The sequence below is a fragment of the Burkholderia lata genome (assembly GCF_902499025.1).
Taxonomy (GTDB): Bacteria; Pseudomonadota; Gammaproteobacteria; order Burkholderiales; family Burkholderiaceae; genus Burkholderia; species Burkholderia lata_C.
In genome coordinates this window covers 29,249-47,689 of record NZ_CABVPW010000029.1, presented here as the reverse complement: position 1 = coordinate 47,689, position 18,441 = coordinate 29,249, and the positions used below count along the sequence as shown (strand labels likewise).

Annotated in this window: 18 protein-coding genes; 15 read left to right on the top strand and 3 right to left on the bottom strand. The window is 68.1% G+C overall.

Annotated features, from left to right (window positions below; all coding sequences use genetic code 11):
- Nucleotides 1-38: 38 nt before the first annotated feature.
- Together BDI24065_RS26715 and BDI24065_RS26710 are read left to right on the top strand one after the other, a co-directional pair.
- Nucleotides 39-998, top strand: coding sequence for a chemotaxis protein CheX (locus BDI24065_RS26715; protein WP_043179324.1), 960 nt, complete (start codon nt 39-41; stop codon nt 996-998).
- Nucleotides 999-1,038: 40 nt separating this feature from the next.
- A complete protein-coding gene (locus BDI24065_RS26710; protein ID WP_011355572.1) occupies nt 1,039-1,404 on the top strand; it encodes a response regulator in 366 nt (121 codons plus the stop codon).
- A gap of 40 nt (nt 1,405-1,444) precedes the next feature.
- Here the strand turns inward: BDI24065_RS26710 and BDI24065_RS26705 are convergent, their stop codons facing one another.
- Nucleotides 1,445-1,975, bottom strand: a complete 531-nt coding sequence (locus BDI24065_RS26705) for a DMT family transporter (protein ID WP_175033799.1) — start codon at nt 1,973-1,975, stop codon at nt 1,445-1,447.
- Between the two features lie 90 nt (nt 1,976-2,065).
- On the opposite strand from BDI24065_RS26705, the gene BDI24065_RS26700 reads away from it, so the two are divergent.
- The 4 genes from BDI24065_RS26700 (at nt 2,066) to BDI24065_RS26685 (ending at nt 5,101) form a co-directional block, all read left to right on the top strand.
- Entirely contained in the window at nt 2,066-2,971 is a 906-nt protein-coding gene (locus BDI24065_RS26700; RefSeq protein WP_175033798.1) for a LysR family transcriptional regulator, read from the top strand.
- Nucleotides 2,972-3,111: 140 nt separating this feature from the next.
- Nucleotides 3,112-3,699: a hypothetical protein gene (locus BDI24065_RS26695; RefSeq protein WP_175033797.1), complete on the top strand. Its 588-nt coding sequence runs from the start codon at nt 3,112-3,114 to the stop codon at nt 3,697-3,699.
- A 10-nt stretch (nt 3,700-3,709) separates the two neighbouring features.
- Nucleotides 3,710-4,162: a DUF3592 domain-containing protein gene (locus BDI24065_RS26690; protein WP_175033796.1), complete on the top strand. Its 453-nt coding sequence runs from the start codon at nt 3,710-3,712 to the stop codon at nt 4,160-4,162.
- Nucleotides 4,163-4,306: 144 nt separating this feature from the next.
- Nucleotides 4,307-5,101, top strand: a complete 795-nt coding sequence (locus BDI24065_RS26685) for an enoyl-CoA hydratase (protein WP_175033795.1) — start codon at nt 4,307-4,309, stop codon at nt 5,099-5,101.
- Nucleotides 5,102-5,254: 153 nt separating this feature from the next.
- On the opposite strand, the gene alr is transcribed toward BDI24065_RS26685, so the two are convergent.
- Nucleotides 5,255-6,376, bottom strand: a complete 1,122-nt coding sequence (alr, locus tag BDI24065_RS26680; RefSeq protein WP_175033794.1) for an alanine racemase — start codon at nt 6,374-6,376, stop codon at nt 5,255-5,257.
- A gap of 298 nt (nt 6,377-6,674) precedes the next feature.
- Here alr and BDI24065_RS26675 point away from each other — a divergent pair, with 298 nt between their 5' ends.
- A complete protein-coding gene (locus BDI24065_RS26675) occupies nt 6,675-7,046 on the top strand; it encodes an MAPEG family protein (RefSeq protein ID WP_175033793.1) in 372 nt (123 codons plus the stop codon).
- Between the two features lie 28 nt (nt 7,047-7,074).
- On the opposite strand, the gene BDI24065_RS26670 is transcribed toward BDI24065_RS26675, so the two are convergent.
- Entirely contained in the window at nt 7,075-8,037 is a 963-nt protein-coding gene (locus BDI24065_RS26670) for a LysR family transcriptional regulator (protein WP_175033792.1), read from the bottom strand.
- A 119-nt stretch (nt 8,038-8,156) separates the two neighbouring features.
- On the opposite strand from BDI24065_RS26670, the gene BDI24065_RS26665 reads away from it, so the two are divergent.
- The 8 genes from BDI24065_RS26665 (at nt 8,157) to BDI24065_RS26630 (ending at nt 18,386) form a co-directional block, all read left to right on the top strand.
- A complete protein-coding gene (locus BDI24065_RS26665; RefSeq protein ID WP_175033791.1) occupies nt 8,157-11,696 on the top strand; it encodes an ABC transporter ATP-binding protein/permease in 3,540 nt (1,179 codons plus the stop codon).
- 554 nt (nt 11,697-12,250) lie between these two features.
- Nucleotides 12,251-13,003 carry a glutamine ABC transporter substrate-binding protein GlnH gene (gene glnH, locus BDI24065_RS26660; protein ID WP_021160889.1) on the top strand — a complete coding sequence of 251 codons (753 nt, stop codon included), beginning with the start codon at nt 12,251-12,253 and terminating at the stop codon, nt 13,001-13,003.
- Nucleotides 13,004-13,069: 66 nt separating this feature from the next.
- Complete coding sequence (glnP, locus tag BDI24065_RS26655) at nt 13,070-13,726, top strand: glutamine ABC transporter permease GlnP (protein ID WP_034179830.1); 657 nt, start codon at nt 13,070-13,072, stop codon at nt 13,724-13,726.
- Entirely contained in the window at nt 13,723-14,451 is a 729-nt protein-coding gene (gene glnQ / locus BDI24065_RS26650; RefSeq protein WP_048246371.1) for a glutamine ABC transporter ATP-binding protein GlnQ, read from the top strand. Before glnP ends, glnQ begins: the two co-directional genes overlap by 4 nt.
- Nucleotides 14,452-14,471: 20 nt before the next feature.
- On the top strand, nt 14,472-15,521 hold the full coding sequence (locus tag BDI24065_RS26645; protein WP_175033790.1) for a C45 family autoproteolytic acyltransferase/hydolase: 1,050 nt from the start codon (nt 14,472-14,474) through the stop codon (nt 15,519-15,521).
- A gap of 15 nt (nt 15,522-15,536) precedes the next feature.
- The gene (locus BDI24065_RS26640; protein WP_175033789.1) at nt 15,537-16,871 is read left to right on the top strand and encodes an aspartate aminotransferase family protein; all 1,335 of its coding nucleotides are present in this window, start codon (nt 15,537-15,539) and stop codon (nt 16,869-16,871) included.
- A gap of 32 nt (nt 16,872-16,903) precedes the next feature.
- Nucleotides 16,904-17,458, top strand: coding sequence for a carboxymuconolactone decarboxylase family protein (locus BDI24065_RS26635; protein WP_175033788.1), 555 nt, complete (start codon nt 16,904-16,906; stop codon nt 17,456-17,458).
- A 160-nt stretch (nt 17,459-17,618) separates the two neighbouring features.
- Nucleotides 17,619-18,386 carry an extensin gene (locus BDI24065_RS26630; protein ID WP_175033787.1) on the top strand — a complete coding sequence of 256 codons (768 nt, stop codon included), beginning with the start codon at nt 17,619-17,621 and terminating at the stop codon, nt 18,384-18,386.
- Nucleotides 18,387-18,441: the final 55 nt, after the last annotated feature.

Here is an 18,441-nt window from a genome sequence, read left to right as displayed (position 1 = left end):
TTTCGACCGACCCTGACCGACCCTTAGGAAACCTTGAGATGACCTTAGACAAACCCGTCAGCAAGGTACTCGTGCTCGACGACAGCCGCGCGCATGCCGACGCGATCAAGCGTTTCTGCGACGAGCACAACCTGGTCGGCCTGACCGTGCGGCGCAACCGGCTGCTGAAGGTGCTGCGCTCGAACATCGATCTCGGCGCGATCCTGCTGGCCGAGGATTACGGCGGCTCGCCGGCCGAGAGCGCGATCATCGCGACGCAGATCGATGCGCTGCGCCCCGAGCTGCCGATCATCCTGCGCCGCGAATCGCTCGCATCGCGCGACGGGTTGCCGGAGGCGCTCGCGCGTGTCGCGTGCGCGGCCTACGTCGCGGACGACATGACGCCGCTCAAGCGCGCGATCGACGAATACCTGTTCGGCCGCGACTACCCGAACGCGCTCGTGCGCGGCATCTCGGAGATCACCGAGGCACGCATCGACAGCCTGTTTCCGGGCATGACGATCGAGCACGAAACGCCGTGCATCGTGCGCGACCAGATCATCTTCGGCGAAGTGTTCAGCCTGATCGCGCTCGAAAGCGCGTGGTGCCGCGGCTACATGCTGCTGCAGACGAGCGAGCAGCCGCTGCTCGACATGATCGGCGGCACGCGCGACGCCGGCCGCGCGCCGGATTTCCGTGACGTGAACAGCGTGCTCGGCGAGCTCACCAACCTCGTGTGGGGTGCGTTCAAGAACCGCTATCTCGGCGACGCCGAGGCCCTGGCGCGCCATCCGGTGCAGGTGCCGCTCGTCGTCAATCACAAGCAGAAGTTCATCTCGTTCGGCGGCGACTGCCCGCAGCTCTGCTTCAAGTACCGGATGACCGATCCGGCATCGGGGCGCTCCGTCTGTCTCGACCAGCGCTTCGTGTTCAGCCTGAGCTGGTCGCCGGAGGATTTCCGCGAATCGGTGCAGGACGTGGGGCCGATGGTCGAATCGGGCGAACTCGAACTGTTTTGAATACTGAAGTCAGCAACAAGGAAAGGAAGGGGAATACGACATGGCAAAGATTCTGGTGGTCGACGATTCGGGCACGGTGCGCGACGAGGTCGCGGGCTTCCTGCGCAATCACGGGCTCGACGTCGCGACGGCCGTCGACGGCAAGGACGGGCTCGCGAAGCTCAAGGCGACGCCCGGCGTGCGCCTCGTGATCAGCGACGTCAACATGCCGAACATGGACGGCCTGACGATGGTCGAGAAGATCCGCGGCGAACTGGCGAACTCGACGGTCAACGTCGTGATGCTGACGACCGAAAGCAGCCCGGCGATGAAGGAGCGCGGCAAGGCCGCCGGCGTGAAGGGCTGGATCGTGAAGCCGTTCAAGGGCGACGCGGTGCTCGACGCGCTGAAGAAGCTCGCGGGCTGACGCCCTTCGGGCTGCAACGCACCCGCTGCCGTCCGCGCATTCAGCGCTGCGGTTCGGGTTGCGCGGCTGCCGCGTCGCCGGTTGCGGCCGGCACGCGTGGCGCGGGCGTCTGCCATTGCACGACGATCATCCCCGCGAAGATCAGCGCGACGCCCGCGATGCGGCCGGGTGTCGCGAGCCGCTGCGCGAGCCCCATCAGCCCGTAGTGGTCGATCAGCAGCGACGCGAGCGTTTGCCCGGCCACGACGCAGACGATGAAGGTCGTCGCGCCGAGCCGCGGCGTCAGGATCAGCGCGAGCGTGATGTAGATCACGCCCGCGAGGCCGCCGAGCCACATCCAGAGCGGGCGCTGCAGCGCGTCGCCGACGAGCGGCGCGTTCGCACGCGTCGCCAGCAGCACGGGCAGCACCGCGAGCAGGCTGACCGTCAGCGACGCGACGCTCGCCCACAGCGGGTGGCCGAGCGCGCGCCCGAGCGCGGCATTGCTGCCGCCTTGCAGCGGCACGAGCGCGCCGGCGACGAAAGCCGCGACGGCGAGCGGAAGGGTGGCGAAGGAAAGGGAAGTCGTCATCTTGGTCGATCGTGAAAGGGTATTGAAATGATTGTTATCCATTAAGATGGCGAATGGAAATTCGTTCTTCGGATGCTTCATATTCTTTTCATGAATAATCTGGCCCGCATCGACCTGAACCTGCTCGTGACGCTGCATGTGCTGCTGAGCGAAAGACACATCTCGCGCACCGCGGTCCGGCTGCACCGCAGCCAGCCGGCCGTGAGCCATGCGCTCGCGCGGCTGCGCGAGATCTTCGGCGATCCGTTGCTCGTGCGGCGCGCGGGCCGGCTCGAGCTCACTGCGCGCGCGAACGAACTGATCGAACCGCTGAACGACGTCCTCGGCCGGCTCGGCGCGCTGATCGAGCCGCCGGCGTTCGATCCGTCCGCGGCCACGCGCGTGTTTCGCATCGCGATGTCCGACTACGGCGCGCGGATCGTGCTGCCTTCGCTCGTGAAGACGCTGCGCGCCGACGCGCCGGGTATCGAGCTGATCGTGTCGCAGGCCACGCGCGAGGCGATGCGGATGCAGCTGATGGACGGCGAGGTCGATCTCGCGCTCGGCGTGTTGCCCGCGATGCAGCGCGACCTGCATGCGCAACCGCTGTTCGTCGAATCGTTCGCGTGCGTGGCCGATGCGAGCCGCCTGCCGCGTCGCGGCGAACTCGCGCTCGACGCGTGGCTCGCGCGGCCGCATGCGCTCGTCGCGATGCGCGACGGGATGGACAACGAAGTCGATCGCGCGCTCGCGCGGCTGCGACGCGAGCGACATATCGCGGTGATCCTGCCGTTCTGGAGCGTGGCGAACGACCTGATCGCCGACACCGACCTCGTGCTGACCGTCGCACGCCGCAACCTCGATCGCGTGCGCGACGATGCACGCCTGCGCATGTTCGAGCCGCCGTTCCCGATCGATTCGTTCGAGTTCGCGCAGCACTGGCACGAGCGCCGGCACGGCGACGCCGCGCACATCTGGCTGCGGCAGACGATCGCGCGCGTCGCGAGCGGCGGGTAGTCGCGCGGCGCGGCCGGCCGCGCGCGCAATTTACAGCGCGCTGCGATGTCCGTATCCTGCCGGATGCCGAGGGCGGCGTGCCTGCGCGACATGCGCGGCACGCCCGGCATTCACAAGAATCAGGAACGGGACACCTTCCCATGACAATCAAGATCGATCGGGCGGCGCTCGTGCGCGGCGCATGCGTGACGCTGATGGCTGCGCTGGCAGGCGGATGCGCAAGCACCGCCGGGCAGCAGGATGCACAACAGGCTGCTGTCGGCAGCGGTTCGTCGTACACGTGCAATTCCGCGCAGGCCGACGGACTGGTGACGGCCGGAAGGGGCGCCAACGGGTGCTACTTCGTGCTGCACGATCCCGCGACGAAACAGCCGCTGCCGAACACGCGCTATGCGTTCGCGCTGTACACGAGCGCGGCCCAGGACAACCGGGAACTCGAAGTCGAAGGCACGACCGACGCGCAGGGGCGCACGGCCTACATGCGTTCCGCCGCGCCGATCGATGCGGCGCGCATGGTGCTCGTCCGCACGATCGGCGACGGCCCGACGGGGCGCATCCCGGTGCTGGTCCGGCCGCAGGACGGCAAGCGCATTCCGTTCGCGCAATACAAGGTCACGGGCTGCAACGGCCCGTACGAAGGCGTGACCGACGAAACGGGGCACGGCGTGATGTACCGCTGCAAGACGCAGTCGAAGATCGCCGTGTCGTTCTATCAGTCGCGTCCTTGAGGTGGGCGCAATGGCGTCCGACTCCGGCCGCACCACCGCGCAGCAGATGGAGACGCTGATCGCGAAGGGTGTCGTCTTTACCCTCGCGGGGACGTGCCTGCTGATCGGCGCCGCGCTGTACGCGCAGTCGACGCGCGAATTCCTGCGCACGTCGATCGTCGTGCCGGGACGCGTCATCAAGCTGAATGCGGGTCCGCATCATCCGGAGATCGCGTTCACGACGCTTGCGGGCGAGCACGTCGAGTACCCGCAGGGCGGTGAGGTCAGCGTGGAGGACGGTGAGACGGTCGAGGTGCGCTACGCACCCGACGCCCCCCATATGACCGCGCGGATGAATACGTTCGGTGCGATCTGGGGTGGGGTACTGACCTGCGGCGGGATGGGCGTCGTCTTTTTCCTCGGCGGCGTCGGTCAACTGCGCCCGGGCGTGCGCGCGTGGCGCAGCGGGCGCAAGCGCGCGTGACCGTGTGAGCCTGCTGCGCCAGGACTGGACGTCGCACGGAATGTGGAGGAGCATTTCATCATCACGGTGCCGTGAACGTGCGCGCATCATCGCCGCGCGTTCGCGCCGCATCGAATCCTGCCGAACCCCATCGAGCGGAACATCATGGAATCCGATCAAGAGACTGCCGAGCCGATCCTGTTGCGCGACGACCACGACGGCGTCGTCACGCTGCGGCTGAACCGTCCGCAGCAATTCAACGCATTGTCCGAGGCGATGCTCGCGAGCCTGCACGATGCGTTCGAGACGCTGGCGGCCGATCCGCACGTGCGTTGCGTCGTGCTGGCTGCCGAGGGCAAGGCGTTTTGCGCAGGCCACGACCTGCGGCAGATGCGCAGCAAGCCCGAACTCGACTACTACCGCGCGCTGTTCGCGCAGTGCAGCCGCGTGATGCTCGCGATGCGCGCGTTGCCGGTGCCGGTGATCGCGCGCGTGCACGGCATTGCGACGGCGGCCGGTTGCCAGCTCGTCGCCGCATGCGACCTGGCGATCGCGGCCGATACCGCGCGCTTCGCGGTATCGGGCATCAACGTCGGGCTGTTCTGTTCGACGCCGGCCGTGGCATTGAGCCGCAACGTCACGGCGAAGCGCGCGTTCGACATGCTCGTGACCGGGCGCTTCGTCGATGCGGCGACGGCCGCTGCGTGGGGGCTCGTCAACGAGGCCGTGCCCGAAGATGCGCTCGACGCGGCCGTCGCGCGCAAGGTCGCCGAGATCGTCGCGAAGAGCCCGGCCGCGGTGCGGTACGGCAAGCAGATGTTCTATCGCCAGCGCGAGTTGCCGCTCGACGAAGCCTATGCGTATGCGGGCGACGTGATGGCGCGCAACATGATGGAAGAGGATGCGGGCGAAGGGATCGACGCGTTCCTCGAGAAGCGCAAGCCGACGTGGCGTTCGTAGGCCGTCGGTGGCGGGTGCCGTCGTGCGGCGGTGAAGGGCCGTAACTGACGCCATTCGCGCACACAGGAAAGCAAGCGGGCCGCCCGAGGCGGCCCGCAAATCAAGCGGCGTGCGCGAGTGGCGATGCAAAGCGCGCCGCCGCATCGACCTTGGTCAGCGTCCGTAGCTCCCGGTGCGCAGCGCCGGCTGTTCGCTCGACGCGCCGGGCGGCACGATCACGACCGGCACGCGGCGCGCGAGTGCGCACATCAGCTCGTAGCCGATCGTGCCGCTGGCTTCCGCCACGTCATCCACCTTCACCTGGTCGCCCCACAGCTCGACACGCGACCCGATGCCCGCGTTCGGGCACGGCGTCAGGTCGACGGTCAGCATGTCCATCGACACGCGGCCGACGACGCGCGTCATGACGCCGTCCACCGCGATCGGCGTGCCGGTCGGTGCGTGGCGCGGATAGCCGTCCGCGTAGCCGCATGCGACGACGCCGATCCGCATCGGCCGGTCGGCCGTGAAGCGGCGGCCGTAGCCGACGGTTTCTTCCGGCGACAGCGTCTGCACGCCGATGATCTTGCTCGTCAGCGTCATCGCGGCCATCAGCGGCGTATCGGCGATATCCCGCGCCGCACCCGTCGGCGACGCACCGTACAGGATCGTGCCGGGCCGCACCCAGTCGCGGTGCGCACGCGGATGCCACAGCACGGCGGCCGAGTTCGACGTCGAGCGCTCGCCCGGAATCCCGGCCGTGGTCGCGTCGAACTGGTCGAGCTGCCAGTCGACTTCGCCTTCGTCTGCGTTCGCGAAATGCATCATCAGCGTGATCTTGCCGATCGACGGCGCACTGGCCGCGCGCTCCCACGCGGCACGAAACGCGGCGGGGCGGTAGCCGAGCCGGTTCATCCCGGAGTTCATCTTGAGCTGGATGTCGATCGGCTGCTGCGGCTTGGCCGCGATCAGCAGATCGAGTTGCTCGTCGCAGTGCACGGCCACCGTCAGCCGGTGACGATCGGCCAGCTCGACGTCGGCCGGCTCGAAGATTCCTTCGAGCAGCAGCACCGGCTTGTCCCAGCCGAGTTCGCGCACACGCACGGCTTCGTCGAGGTCGAGCAGCGCGATGCCGTCGGCGGCTGCGAGGCCCGGGTAGATCCGCTCGATGCCATGGCCGTACGCATTGGCCTTGACCACGGCCCACACGCGCGATTGCGCGGCGGTGCGGCGGATGAAGTCGAGGTTGTGGCGGACGGCGTCAGGGCGGATATGGGCGACGATGGGGCGGGGCATGGCGATGTCTCGGATCGGATGTCGTTTGGCGCGCGCGGCGCGGGTTCGGCAGCCTGGCGCGGTAACGCGCCGGGCCAGTGTTGAACGCTATCTTATTGGTGTTCGACCAGTTTTAATTAACGTTTTTGTCGACGATTTGGTGGAAATTTTGGTGCCGAACCAGGCTGGCCTTGGCTGTCCGCAGGCCGTGCAGCCGAGTCTCCCGTCTAGAAAACCGGTGCGCGAACAGCACGACGCAATGCTAAGCTCTCGGCGATCTTGTCATTGATCAATGTAATCATAAAGGAGGAGACTTTTGATGACGACGTCCCAGCTGTGCCTGTTCATCGTGGCGCTGTTGCCGTTCCCGATGACGTTTCTCGCGAAGGCCCGCAAGGGCTACGACAACCGCGCGCCGCGCGATTACCTGGCAAAGCTCGAAGGCTGGCGCGCCCGCGCGCAGGCTGCGCACCAGAACGCGTGGGAGGCGCTCGCGCTGTTCACTGCCGCGCTGGTGGTGGCGTGGCACAACGGCGCGAACGTGCATCGCGTCGACCAGCTCGCGATGGCGTTCGTCGCGATCCGTGTCGTCTATATGCTGATGTACCTGCTGAACTGGGCGTCGCTGCGTTCGCTCGTGTGGTTTGGCGGGATGGCGTGCGTGGTCGGGTTGTTCTTCGCTGCGCCGTAAGCCGCGCGTGCGGCGTGAGGCCGGCGCGTTACTTGCCGGTCGCGCCGCCCGTGCCGTGCAGGCGACTGTCGTTGGATGCGGGCGCAACGATCGGGCCCGCGACCGGCGCCGCTTCCGCTTCTGTTTCGCGGCGCAGGAACGCGATCAATGGATCGAGCAGCCGGTGCCGCGTCGACGGATTGCGGCGCAGCACGAAGCGCCACGACGCGGCGCGTTCGAGGCCCGGCCGCAACGGCACGAGGCGCCCGCTGCGCAGCTCGGGCTCGATCAGCGGCGCGCGGCCGAGCGCGATGCCCGCGCCGCCGACTGCCGCGCCGATTACCTGGCTGAAACTGCTGTAGCGGACGATCTTCGTCTCGAAGTCGTCCGGCAGGCCGAAATCCGTGGACCAGTTGCGCCAGTCGATCTCGGGGCTGTTCTCGTGCATTTCCTGAAGCAGCCGGGAGCGGCACACGTTCACGGACGCATACGGATGCAGCTCGGGGCTGCAGACCGGGAACACCGTCTCCCGCACCAGCACGTCGTCGTCGGCCCGCAGCCGGTGCGCGGGCACATGCACGATCGCGAGATCGACGCCGCTGCGCGCGAAATCCGGTTCGTCGTCGAGCACGACGGCATGCAGCGGCGTGTCGGGATGAAGCGACGAGAATTCCGCGAGGCGGCGTGCGAGCCACATCGCCGAAAACGGCGCGTTGGCAGAGACGGTGAGTCGTTGTGCGGTGCCGCGAATCTCGGCGCAGGCGTCGGTGAGCCGCGACAGCGCATCGCTGACAGCCGGCAGCAGACGCGCGCCGGCCGGCGTGACGCTGATGCCGCCGAGCCCCGTGCTGCGTTCGAGCAGCCGCGCGCCGAGCGATTCCTCGAGCGCGCGAATCTGGTGACTGACCGCGCTCGTCGACACGTTCAGCTCCACCGCCGCGCGCGCGAACCCGCCGAGGCGGACGGCCGCCTCGAAAGCTCGCAATGCGCTGAGGGGAGGGAGGTGCGACATGCGGGGTATTGTAGTTGACTCAACACCCGTTGAAAAATCATCTTTTGCCGCGCACGGGTGGCGCGGGTAGCCTCGATCCGGTCAAGAAAAAACATCATCGGACACTACCGGAGGGCTTCATGTATTTCGACCGACGACTATGGGCAATGATGGCGGGAGTGCGCTGGCGGGTCGCCGCGGCCGTCGCGCTCGGCCTGCTCGCGATGGGTGTCGGCATCCTGCGCTTCGTCTTTCTCGGGCGCGTGCTGGCGCTGGTCTTTTCCGGCGCACCGGCACGCAGCATCGGCGAAGCCGTCGTTGCAACGGCAGCTTGCGTGCTGCTGCGCGCATGGCTCGACCATCGCCGCACGGTGCTCGCGCAGCACACGGCCGGGCGTGTGCAGGCCACGCTGCGCGCACGGCTGTTCGACCGGATTGCCGCGCTCGGCCCCGCGTGGTTCAGCGGCGAACGCACGGGCGGCGTGATGCTGGCCGTCGTCGATGGCGTCGAGCAATTGCAGACCTTTTTCGGCACCTACCTGCCGCAACTCGTGATCGCTGCCTGTGCGCCGGTGATGATCTTCGCGGTGCTCGCGTGGTGGGACGTGCCGACGGCCGCGATCCTGCTGGTCGCGGCGCTCGTCACGCTCGCGTTGCCGCAGCTCGTGCATCGCGCCGACAAGCGCGCGGCACTCGCGCGCTCCGCAGCGTTCAAGGCGTTCGGCGAAGAATTTCTCGACGCGGTGCAAGGCCTGCCGACGCTGAAGGCGTTCGGGCAAAGCACGGCATTCGGCGCGAAGCTGGCCGCGAAGGCGCGTGCGCTGTCCGACAGCACGTTCTGGGTGCTCGCGCTCGGCTTGCTGACGCGGCTCTTCACCGATCTCGGCACCGGCCTCGGCGCGGCCGCCGCGATCGCGGTCGGCGCGTGGCGCGTGCGGCACGGCGACATGAGCCTCGAGGCGCTGCTGATCGTGCTGATGGCCGGCAGCGAAATCTTCCGGCCGCTGCGCGACCTGCGTTCCGTATTGCATCAGGGGATGATCGGCCAGTCGGCGGCGAATGCGATCCACGCGCTGCTCGACGCGGATAGCCAAGCGCCTTCCACCGACGCACCGCGCGTCACGGGCCTGCGGCCGGAGATCGCGTTCGACGCCGTCAGCTTCGCGTATCCGGGGCGCCGCGCGGACGCGCATGCGGCACTGAGCTTCTCGGTGCGCGAAGGCGAGACGGTGGCGATCGTCGGGCCGAGCGGCGCGGGCAAGTCGACCATCGTGCGCCTGCTGCTGCGCCAGCACGATGCGCAGGGCGGCGCGATCCGCATCGGCGGCCACGACGTGCGCACGCTCGATGCCGGCCAGGTGCGCGAGATGATCGCGGTCGTCGCGCAGGATGCGACGCTGTTCGACGGTAGCGTGGCCGACAACCTGCGGCTCGGCCGCCCCGACGCGAGCGACGCGGACATGATCGCCGCCGCGCGCGCTGCCAACGCGCACGATTTCATCTCGGCGCTGCCCGACGGCTACGCGACGCGCATCGGCGAACGCGGGCTGATGCTGTCGGGCGGCCAGCGCCAGCGCCTCGCGATTGCCCGCGCGCTGCTGCGCGACGCACCGATCCTGCTGCTCGACGAGGCGCTGTCGTCGGTCGACGCGGAGAACGAAGCGCTGATCCAGCAGGCACTCGACCGGCTCACGCGCGGGCGGACCACACTCGTGCTCGCGCACCGGCTGTCGAGCGTGATCGGTGCCGACCGCATCCTGGTGCTCGACCAGGGGCAGGTGGTCGACGAGGGCACGCACGCGGCGCTGATCGCGCGCGACGGGCCGTATCGCCGGCTGATGGGGCCGCAGCTGGAAGCCGTCGCCGAATCGGTCGGCGTGGCGACGACGGCCGGCGCGACCGCGCGCGCGTCGTCGGGCCCGCAGGTGCGGCCGCTGAACGACGATGCGGCGACGATCGGCTGGCCCGAAACCCTGCAGACGCTGCTGCGCTTCGTGCGCCCGTGGACGGGCAAGGTCGTGCTGACGGTGCTGTTCGGGATCGGCCGCGTGCTCGCGTTCATCGGCGTCGGCGTGATCGGCGCGCTGGTGGTCGGTGCGGTGCCGGGCGGCCACGTGAGCCCGACGCTCGTCACCGCGCTGCTCGTGATCGCGCCGGTCGCGGCCGTGCTGCACTGGCTCGAATCGTGGCTCGCGCATGACATGGCGTACCGGCTGCTCGCGGAAATGCGCATCGCGCTGTTCGCGACGCTCGAACGCCTCGCGCCGGCCGGGCTGCTGCGCCGCCGGTCCGGCGATCTCGTGTCGCTCGCGACGCAGGACGTCGAGACCGTCGAGTACTTCTATGCGCACACGCTGGCGCCTGCGTTCGTCGCGGTGCTCGTGCCGGCCGCCGTGCTGGTGCTGCTCGCATCGGTCGCGTGGCCGCTCGCGCTCGTGCTGCTGCCGTTCCTGTTGTGGGCCGGGCTCGCGCCGGTGCTGGCGCGACGCGACGTCGACCGGCTCGGCACCGGCGCGCGCGAAGCGCTCGGCCAGCTTGGCGCGCACCTGACCGAAACGATCCAGGGGCTCGCGGAGCTGACCGCGTTCCAGGCCGTCGCGCGCCGGCGCGCAGCGTTCGTGGCGGAAGTCGATGCGTACCGGCAGCAGCGCGCGAAGTTGCTCGACGACCTGTCGGCGCAGAGCGCCGCGCTGGAAATCGCGAGCGGGCTCGGCGGGCTGGTCGTCGCCGCGCTCGGCGCGCTGCTGTGTGCGCGCGGCTGGTTTCCTCGCGAGTCGTTGCCGCTGCTGGTGCTGGTGGCGGTGGCCGCCTTCATGCCGGTGGCCGAAATCGGCCAGGTCGCGCGGCAGCTCGCCGATACGATCGCGTCGACGCGCCGCCTGCGGGCGCTGGAGAAGGAGCCGGTGCCGGTGACGGACGGCACGCGTGCGATGCCCGCCAAGCCGGCGGTGCGTTTCGAGGCCACGTCCTTCACGTACCCGGGCCGCAGCGTGCCCGCGATCGACCGCGTGAGCTTCGAGGTGCCGCCCGGCAGCACGGTCGCGCTGGTCGGTGCATCGGGCGCCGGCAAGTCGACGGTCGCGAGCCTGCTGCTGCGCTTCTGGGATCCGCAGCAGGGCCGCGTGACGCTCGGCGGCGTCGACCTGCGCGACCTGCGGCTCGACGACCTGCGGCAGCACATCGCGCTGGTTGCGCAGGATACCTACCTGTTCAACGACACGCTCGAAGCGAATATCCGGCTCGCAGCGAGCGACGCGTCCGACGCGGACGTGCAACGCGCGATCGACCACGCGGCGCTCGGTGAATTCGTCGCGCGGCTGCCGGACGGGCTCGCGACGCGCGTCGGCGAGCGCGGTGTGCAGTTGTCGGGCGGCCAGCGCCAGCGTGTCGCGATTGCGCGCGCGTTCCTGAAGGATGCGCCGGTGCTGATCCTCGACGAAGCGACGTCCCATCTGGACACGATCAGCGAGCAGCAGATCCGCGCGGCGCTGGAAGACCTGATGACGCAGCGCACGTCGATCATCATCGCGCACCGGCTGTCGACCGTGCGCAATGCCGACCTGATCCTCGTGATGGAGCACGGCAGCGTGATCGAGGCCGGACGGCATGCGGACCTGATCGCGCGGCAGGGCGCGTATGCGCGGCTCGTGTCGCATCAGGCGAGCGGGGTGGCGGCGTAAGCGACGCTGCATCGGCGCGCGGCCGGCCGGCTGGGCCGCGCGCATTCCGCAACATGCGTTGAACCGCGCCAGCGGTTGCCGGCATCGCGGGGTCAGCCGTCCCGGCACGACACCGCGCGTCGAAGCGCCGACGATCCACGCTGACGGACGGGCTGACAAACTGGCTGGCAAGCGCGCGGGCGGCGGCGTTCGGCGCCGCGCGGTTGCGCGGCCATTCTCCTCGCGCGCGTGATGCCCGGGACGGCAAGCCAGCCCGTCCAGACCAGCCACCGCCAACTGCTCTCAGACGCCGCCATCGGCCCGCGCGGCGCCTTCCGGCCCGGCCGCTTTGCCCCGGGCCACACTCCCTTTCCTCCGATTTATCCGTCCCGCGCGCCCCGGGTTTGTCTCGATGCATTTCCCCGTTGCGGACTTTTTTGTTGTCGTAGTATCGCCATTGACAACACTTGTTGCACTAAGGTCTAATTCGACATCGCATGTTGCGGTGCGGCTTGATGTCGTCGTTCCGCCGGCCGGCTGGCCGGTCACATCGCTCAATCATGCGGAGAGAAACCATGAGTCGCCGTTCCTTCCTGAAAGCCGTCGCGGTCGTTGCCGCGCTCGGCGCAAGCCTCGCGCACGCGGATACCAGGACGCTCGTCGTCGGGACCGACACGTCGTTCATGCCGTTCGAGTTCAAGCAGGGCGACAAGTACGTCGGCTTCGATCTCGACCTGTGGGCGGAGATCGCGAAGGACCAGGGCTGGAAATACACGATCCAGCCGATGGATTTCGCGGGCCTGATCCCGGCGCTGCAGACGCAGAACATCGACGTCGCGTTGTCGGGCATGACGATCAAGGAAGAGCGCAAGAAGGCGATCGACTTCTCCGCGCCGTACTACGACAGCGGCCTCGCGGCGATGGTGCAGACCGGCAACACGACGATCAAGTCGATCGACGACCTGAACGGCAAGGTGATCGCCGCGAAAACAGGCACCGCGACGATCGACTGGATCAAGGCGCACCTGAAGCCGAAGGAGATCCGCCAGTTCCCGAACATCGACCAGGCGTACCTCGCGCTCGAAGCCGGCCGGGTCGACGCCGCGATGCACGACACGCCGAACGTGCTGTTCTTCGTGAACAACGAAGGCAAGGGCAAGGTGAAGGTCGCGGGCCAGCCGGTCAGCGGCGACAAGTACGGGATGGGCTTCCCGAAGGGCAGCCCGCTCGTGCCGAAGGTCAACGCATCGCTCGTGAAGATCAAGGCGGATGGCCGCTACGCGCAGATTTACAAGAAGTGGTTCGGTGCCGAGCCGCCGAAGATGTGAGCGTGACGCCGCAACAGCGCGCGGCCGGGTGGCCGCGCCGGTCTTGAATCGAACGGGGAGCGACAAGTGAATTTCGATTGGTCGGCGATCTGGGCGGCGTTGCCGGACTTGATGGACGGGGTCCGGTTGACGGTGTTCATCGCATTTTTCGGGCTGGTGGGCGGCTTCATCGTCGGGATGATCGCGGGCATGTTCCGCGCATACGGACCGAAGGCGATGAACGTGCTTGCGCAGGTTTATATTGAATTGATCCGCGGCACGCCGATCGTCGTGCAGGTGATGTTCCTGTATTTCGCGTTGCCGCTGCTCGCGCATATCCGTATCGACGGCCTGACGGCCGCGATCATCGCGATCACGGTGAATTCCGGCGCGTATCTCGCGGAAGTGGTGCGCGGCGCGCTGCTGTCGATCCCGAAGGGGCTGACGGAAGCAGGGCTCGCGATGGGCTTGTCGATGCCGCGCGTGCTGCTGAAGGTGGTCGGGCCGCTGGCGTTCCGGCGGCTGATTCCGCCGCTCGGCAACCAGTGCATCGTGAGCCTGAAGGACACGTCGCTGTTCATCGTGATCGGTGTCGGAGAGCTGACGCGCAAGGGGCAGGAAATCATCGCGGGCAATTTCCAGGCGGTCGAGATCTGGTCCGCCGTGGCCGTCATCTACCTGTTGCTGACCGGCGCCATGACGTTGACGCTGCGGCTCGTCGAAAAGAGGATGCGCATCCTATGAGCATGATCGAATTCCAGAACGTGTCGAAGAGCTTCGGCCACGTGCCGGTGCTGAAGCATATCGACCTGAAGATCGACGCGGGCGAGGTGGTCGTCGTGATCGGCCCGTCCGGTTCGGGCAAGTCGACGATGCTGCGCTGTATCAACGCGCTCGAGAAAATCACCGGCGGCGAGCTGCTGGTCGACGGCCAGAGCGTGCGTGGCAACGCGACGACGATCCGCAACATCCGGCTCGAAGCCGGCATGGTGTTCCAGCAGTTCAACCTGTTTCCGCAGATGACCGCGCTCGAGAACGTGATGTTTGGGCCGACCCAGGTGCGCGGCGCATCGCGTGCCGACGCACGCGACCAGGCGATGGCGCTGCTCGACAAGGTCGGCCTCGAATCGCGCGCGAATCATTACCCGTCGGAGTTGTCGGGCGGCCAGCAGCAGCGCGTCGCGATTGCGCGTGCGCTCGCGATCCGGCCGCGGCTGATGCTGTTCGACGAGCCGACGTCGGCGCTCGATCCGGAATTGCGCCACGAAGTGCTGAAAGTGATGCAGGATCTCGCTACCGAAGGGATGACGATGATCGTCGTCACGCACGAGATCGGCTTTGCGAAACGGGTCGGCACGCGCCTGCTGTTCATGGATCAGGGCGGGATTGCCGAGGACGGCCATCCGGTCGACCTGATCGACCGGCCGCCGACCCCGCGCCTGAAGGAATTCCTGAAACACGTGTCCTGAACGAAACCGAACCATCCGACATGCCGCTTTCCCTTTCTCCCGTCATCGCCGGCGCGCCGTTCGACATCGGCGTGCGCCTCGGCCAACTCGCCCGTCCCGTGTTCGACGCGTACATGCAGCAGAGCAGTGCGTGGCAGGCCGTGCGCCGCTGGCGCGGCCATCCGTTCGTCGCTGCGCTGCGGCAGGCCGCGCTGGCCGCGTATCCCGATCTCGTCGCGGAGCTGGACGGGATCGCGGCCGGTGTCGGCTGGCCGGCCGAGGACATCTTCTTGTGGAACTGCCGCGGCGAGCTGATCCACAACGCGCCGGACGGCTGCACGACGCTTGCCGCGCGCGACGCGGCCGGCACGCGCTGGATCGCGCACAACGAGGACGGCGATCCGTTCCTGCGCGAGCGCTGCCTGCTTGTCGACGTGCAGCCGGCGGGCAAACCCGGCTTCATCAGCTTCTATTACCCCGGTTCGCTGCCGGGTCATACCTTTGCCGCGAACCGCGCGGGCATCGCGCAGGCGATCAATAATCTGCGGATCCGCACACCCGCAGCGGGCGTGCCGCGCATGATCCTCGCGCGCGCCGTGCTCGATGCGACGTCGCTCGACGCGGCGGCCGACGTGCTGCGTCGTCATGCGCGTGCAAGCGGCTTTCATCACACGCTGGGCGCGACCGGCGATGCGCGGCTGCTGAGCATCGAGGCGAGCGTCGCGCGCTGTTCGGTGATCGACGTCGCGCGGCTCGCCGGGCATGCGAACCATCTCGTGCACCCCGGCTGCGACGCGCAAGCGCAGATCGTCACGCAATCGTCGGCCGACCGCCAGCGCCGTGTCGACGCGTTGACGCCCGCCATCGATGCAATCGACGAAGCCGCGCTGCTGAGCGTGCTTGGCGATCGCGCGCCGGAAGGGCTGCCGATCTACCGCGACGATCCGGCCGACCCCGACGACGAGAACACGCTGGCCACGGCCGTGTTCGCGATCGGCGCGGCATCGATCGATTTCACCCTTTACCAACACGGCACGCAGCGTTTCGCGACGCGCATCGTGCCGTCCGGACGCGCGCACGACGCGTCCTGATCCATGAGGCAACGCATGACGACCGTTTTTCATCGCGCTCCGCGCGCCACCTTGCCCGTCGCCGTCGCAGGCGACGGCATCGAGATCATCGACTCGACCGGCAAACGCTATATCGACGCCTGCGGCGGCGCGGCCGTTTCGTGTCTCGGCCACAGCAACCAGCGCGTGATCGACGCGATCAAGCGGCAGGCGCAGCAACTGGCGTACGCCCATACGTCGTTCTTCACGACCGACGTGGCCGAGGAACTGGCCGACCGGCTCGTCGACGCCGCGCCGGCCGGCCTCGAACACGTGTATTTCGTGTCGGGCGGCTCCGAGGCGGTCGAGGCCGCGCTGAAGCTCGCGCGCCAGTATTTCGTCGAGAAGGGCGAGCCGCAGCGCCGCCATTTCATCGCGCGGCGCCAGAGCTATCACGGCAACACGCTCGGCGCGCTCGCGATCGGCGGCAATGAGTGGCGGCGCGAGCCGTTCCTGCCGCTGCTGATCGAGGCGCACCACGTGAGCCCGTGCTTCGCGTACCGCGACCAGCAGGCGGGCGAAACCGACGAAGCGTATGCGCAACGCCTCGCGGACGAACTCGAGCAGAAGATCGTCGAACTCGGCGCGGACAACGTCGCGGCGTTCGTGGCGGAGACGGTGGTGGGCGCAACGGCCGGCGCGGTGCCGCCGGTACGCACGTACCTGAAGAAGATTCGCGCGGTGTGCGACAAGTACGGCGTGCTGCTGATTCTCGACGAGATCATGTCGGGGATGGGGCGCACGGGCTACCTGTACGCATGCGACGAAGACGGCGTCGCGCCCGACCTGCTGACGATCGCGAAAGGGCTCGGTGCGGGCTACCAGCCGATCGGTGCGACGCTCGTCAGCGACCGCATCTACCGGACGATCGTCGACGGCTCGGGTTTCTTCCAGCACGGCCACACGTACCTCGGCCACGCAACCGCATGCGCGGCCGCGCTCGAAGTGCAGCGCGTGATCGCCGAAGAGAAGCTGCTCGACAACGTGAAGGCGCGTGGCGAGCAACTGCGCGCGTCGTTGCGCGAGCACTATGGCGCGCATCCGCATGTCGGCGACGTGCGCGGTCGCGGGCTGTTCGTCGGTGTCGAACTCGTGCGCGATCGCGACAGCAAGGCGACGTTCGATCCGTCGCTGAAGCTGCACGCGGCGGTCAAGCGCGAAGCGATGCAGCGCGGCCTGATGGTGTATCCGATGGGCGGGACGATCGACGGCGTTCACGGCGATCACATCCTGGTTGCGCCGCCTTTCATTTGCACCGCGCAGCAGATCGATACGATCGTCGAGCGGCTGTCGGGTGCAATCGGCGCGGCGCTCGCGTCGGCCGGCGCGTAACCGCATTCGTCGAACCTTGTCCGGACCTCGCCATGACAAACAGATTGCCTCCGTTCGATCCCGCATCGGCCACCGATGAGCAGAAGGCCGTGCTGGCCGACATTCTCAGCGGCCCGCGCGGTAACCTGAACGGGCCGTTTCTCGGCTGGATCGCGAGCCCCGAGCTTGCTCAGCACGCGCAGAAGCTCGGCGCGTTCTGCCGCTATCGCACGGGCCTGCCGCTGCGCCTGTCGGAACTCGCGATTCTCGTGACGGCCGCGCGCTGGCGTTCGCAGGCCGAGTGGCACATCCACCATCCGATTGCACTCGATGCGGGTGTGCCGGCCGCGACGGCCGACGCGATCCGGTGCGGCGTCGCGCCTGCATTCGAGTCGGACGACGACGCGCTGATCCATGCGTTCGCGAGCGAGCTGTACGACGCGCGGCGCGTGAGCGACGCGACGTTTGAGCGGGCGGAAGCGCGCTTCGGCCACGAAACCGTCGTGAATCTCGTTGCATTGCTCGGCTACTACGCGCTCGTCGCGATGACGCTGAACACGTTCGGCATGCGCGCGGAAGGGCAGACCGAATTGCCGTTTCCGGAGTGATGCGCACGCGTTGATCGTGCCGGAGCAGCGGAGGCGATACGTCTGACGAACGTCGCGCCGACCTGTTTCGGCACAATGCAACCAAATGTATTCATGCGGGATCGACGGCCGATCGCCGCGTATGATGGCTTGTTCACGTCGATATGAGCGGTGAGCAAGCATGACGAGTACCCGCAAGACCTTGATGATCGCCGGTGGGCTCCTGGTAGCCGCGGCCGGCACTGCCTACGTAATGCTCCTGCGTGCGGACCACCGTGCGATCGAAGATGCCGGCATCGGCGATTCGGCCGCACCGGTTGCCGCTGCGCCCGCGGGCAACGATCACGCCGTGCAGGGCACTATCGCGCCGCCGGCCCCCGCTGCCGCGATGGCACCGAAACAGGCGGCTGTTGCGCCGCCACCTCCCGCACCGGCGCCTGCTGCGCCGGCCGAAACCGCGCGCGTCAGCGCAGCGCCTGCCGTGCCGGTCGTCAGCGACAAACCGCAGCCGGTGACGAAGCCGGGCGCTCCGCCCCCGAAGGTCAACGTCGTGACCGTCGATGCGCAGGATTCGACCCCGCCGGCACCGCCGCCGGCCGCCAAACCTGTGCAGCAGGCCGCGCCCGCACCCGGGCAGGTCACACAACGCGCGCCGCGCAAGCGTGACGGCCTCGAACGCCATGCAGCTGCAGCACCCGCTGCAACGAAATCCGAAACGCCGGAGACGGCCGCTCTCGTGAGGGAGTCGGCGAAGCTCGACCCGTCGTTGCCGCCGCCGTCGATGTCGTCGATGTCGTCGAGCAGCGGTTCGTACCGGCAGGGCAGTTCGTCGTCGGGCTCGAATCCGGTTGCCGCCGCGATGACCGAGCAGCTGGTCAGGGAGTCGAGCAATTTCAAGTCGCCACCGTCACCGGCGCCGGCGAGCAACGCCCCGACCACGACCAAGTAACCTCGCTCGCTTCCGGAATAAAAAGGGCCCCGCACGCCGACCAAAGCATGCGGGG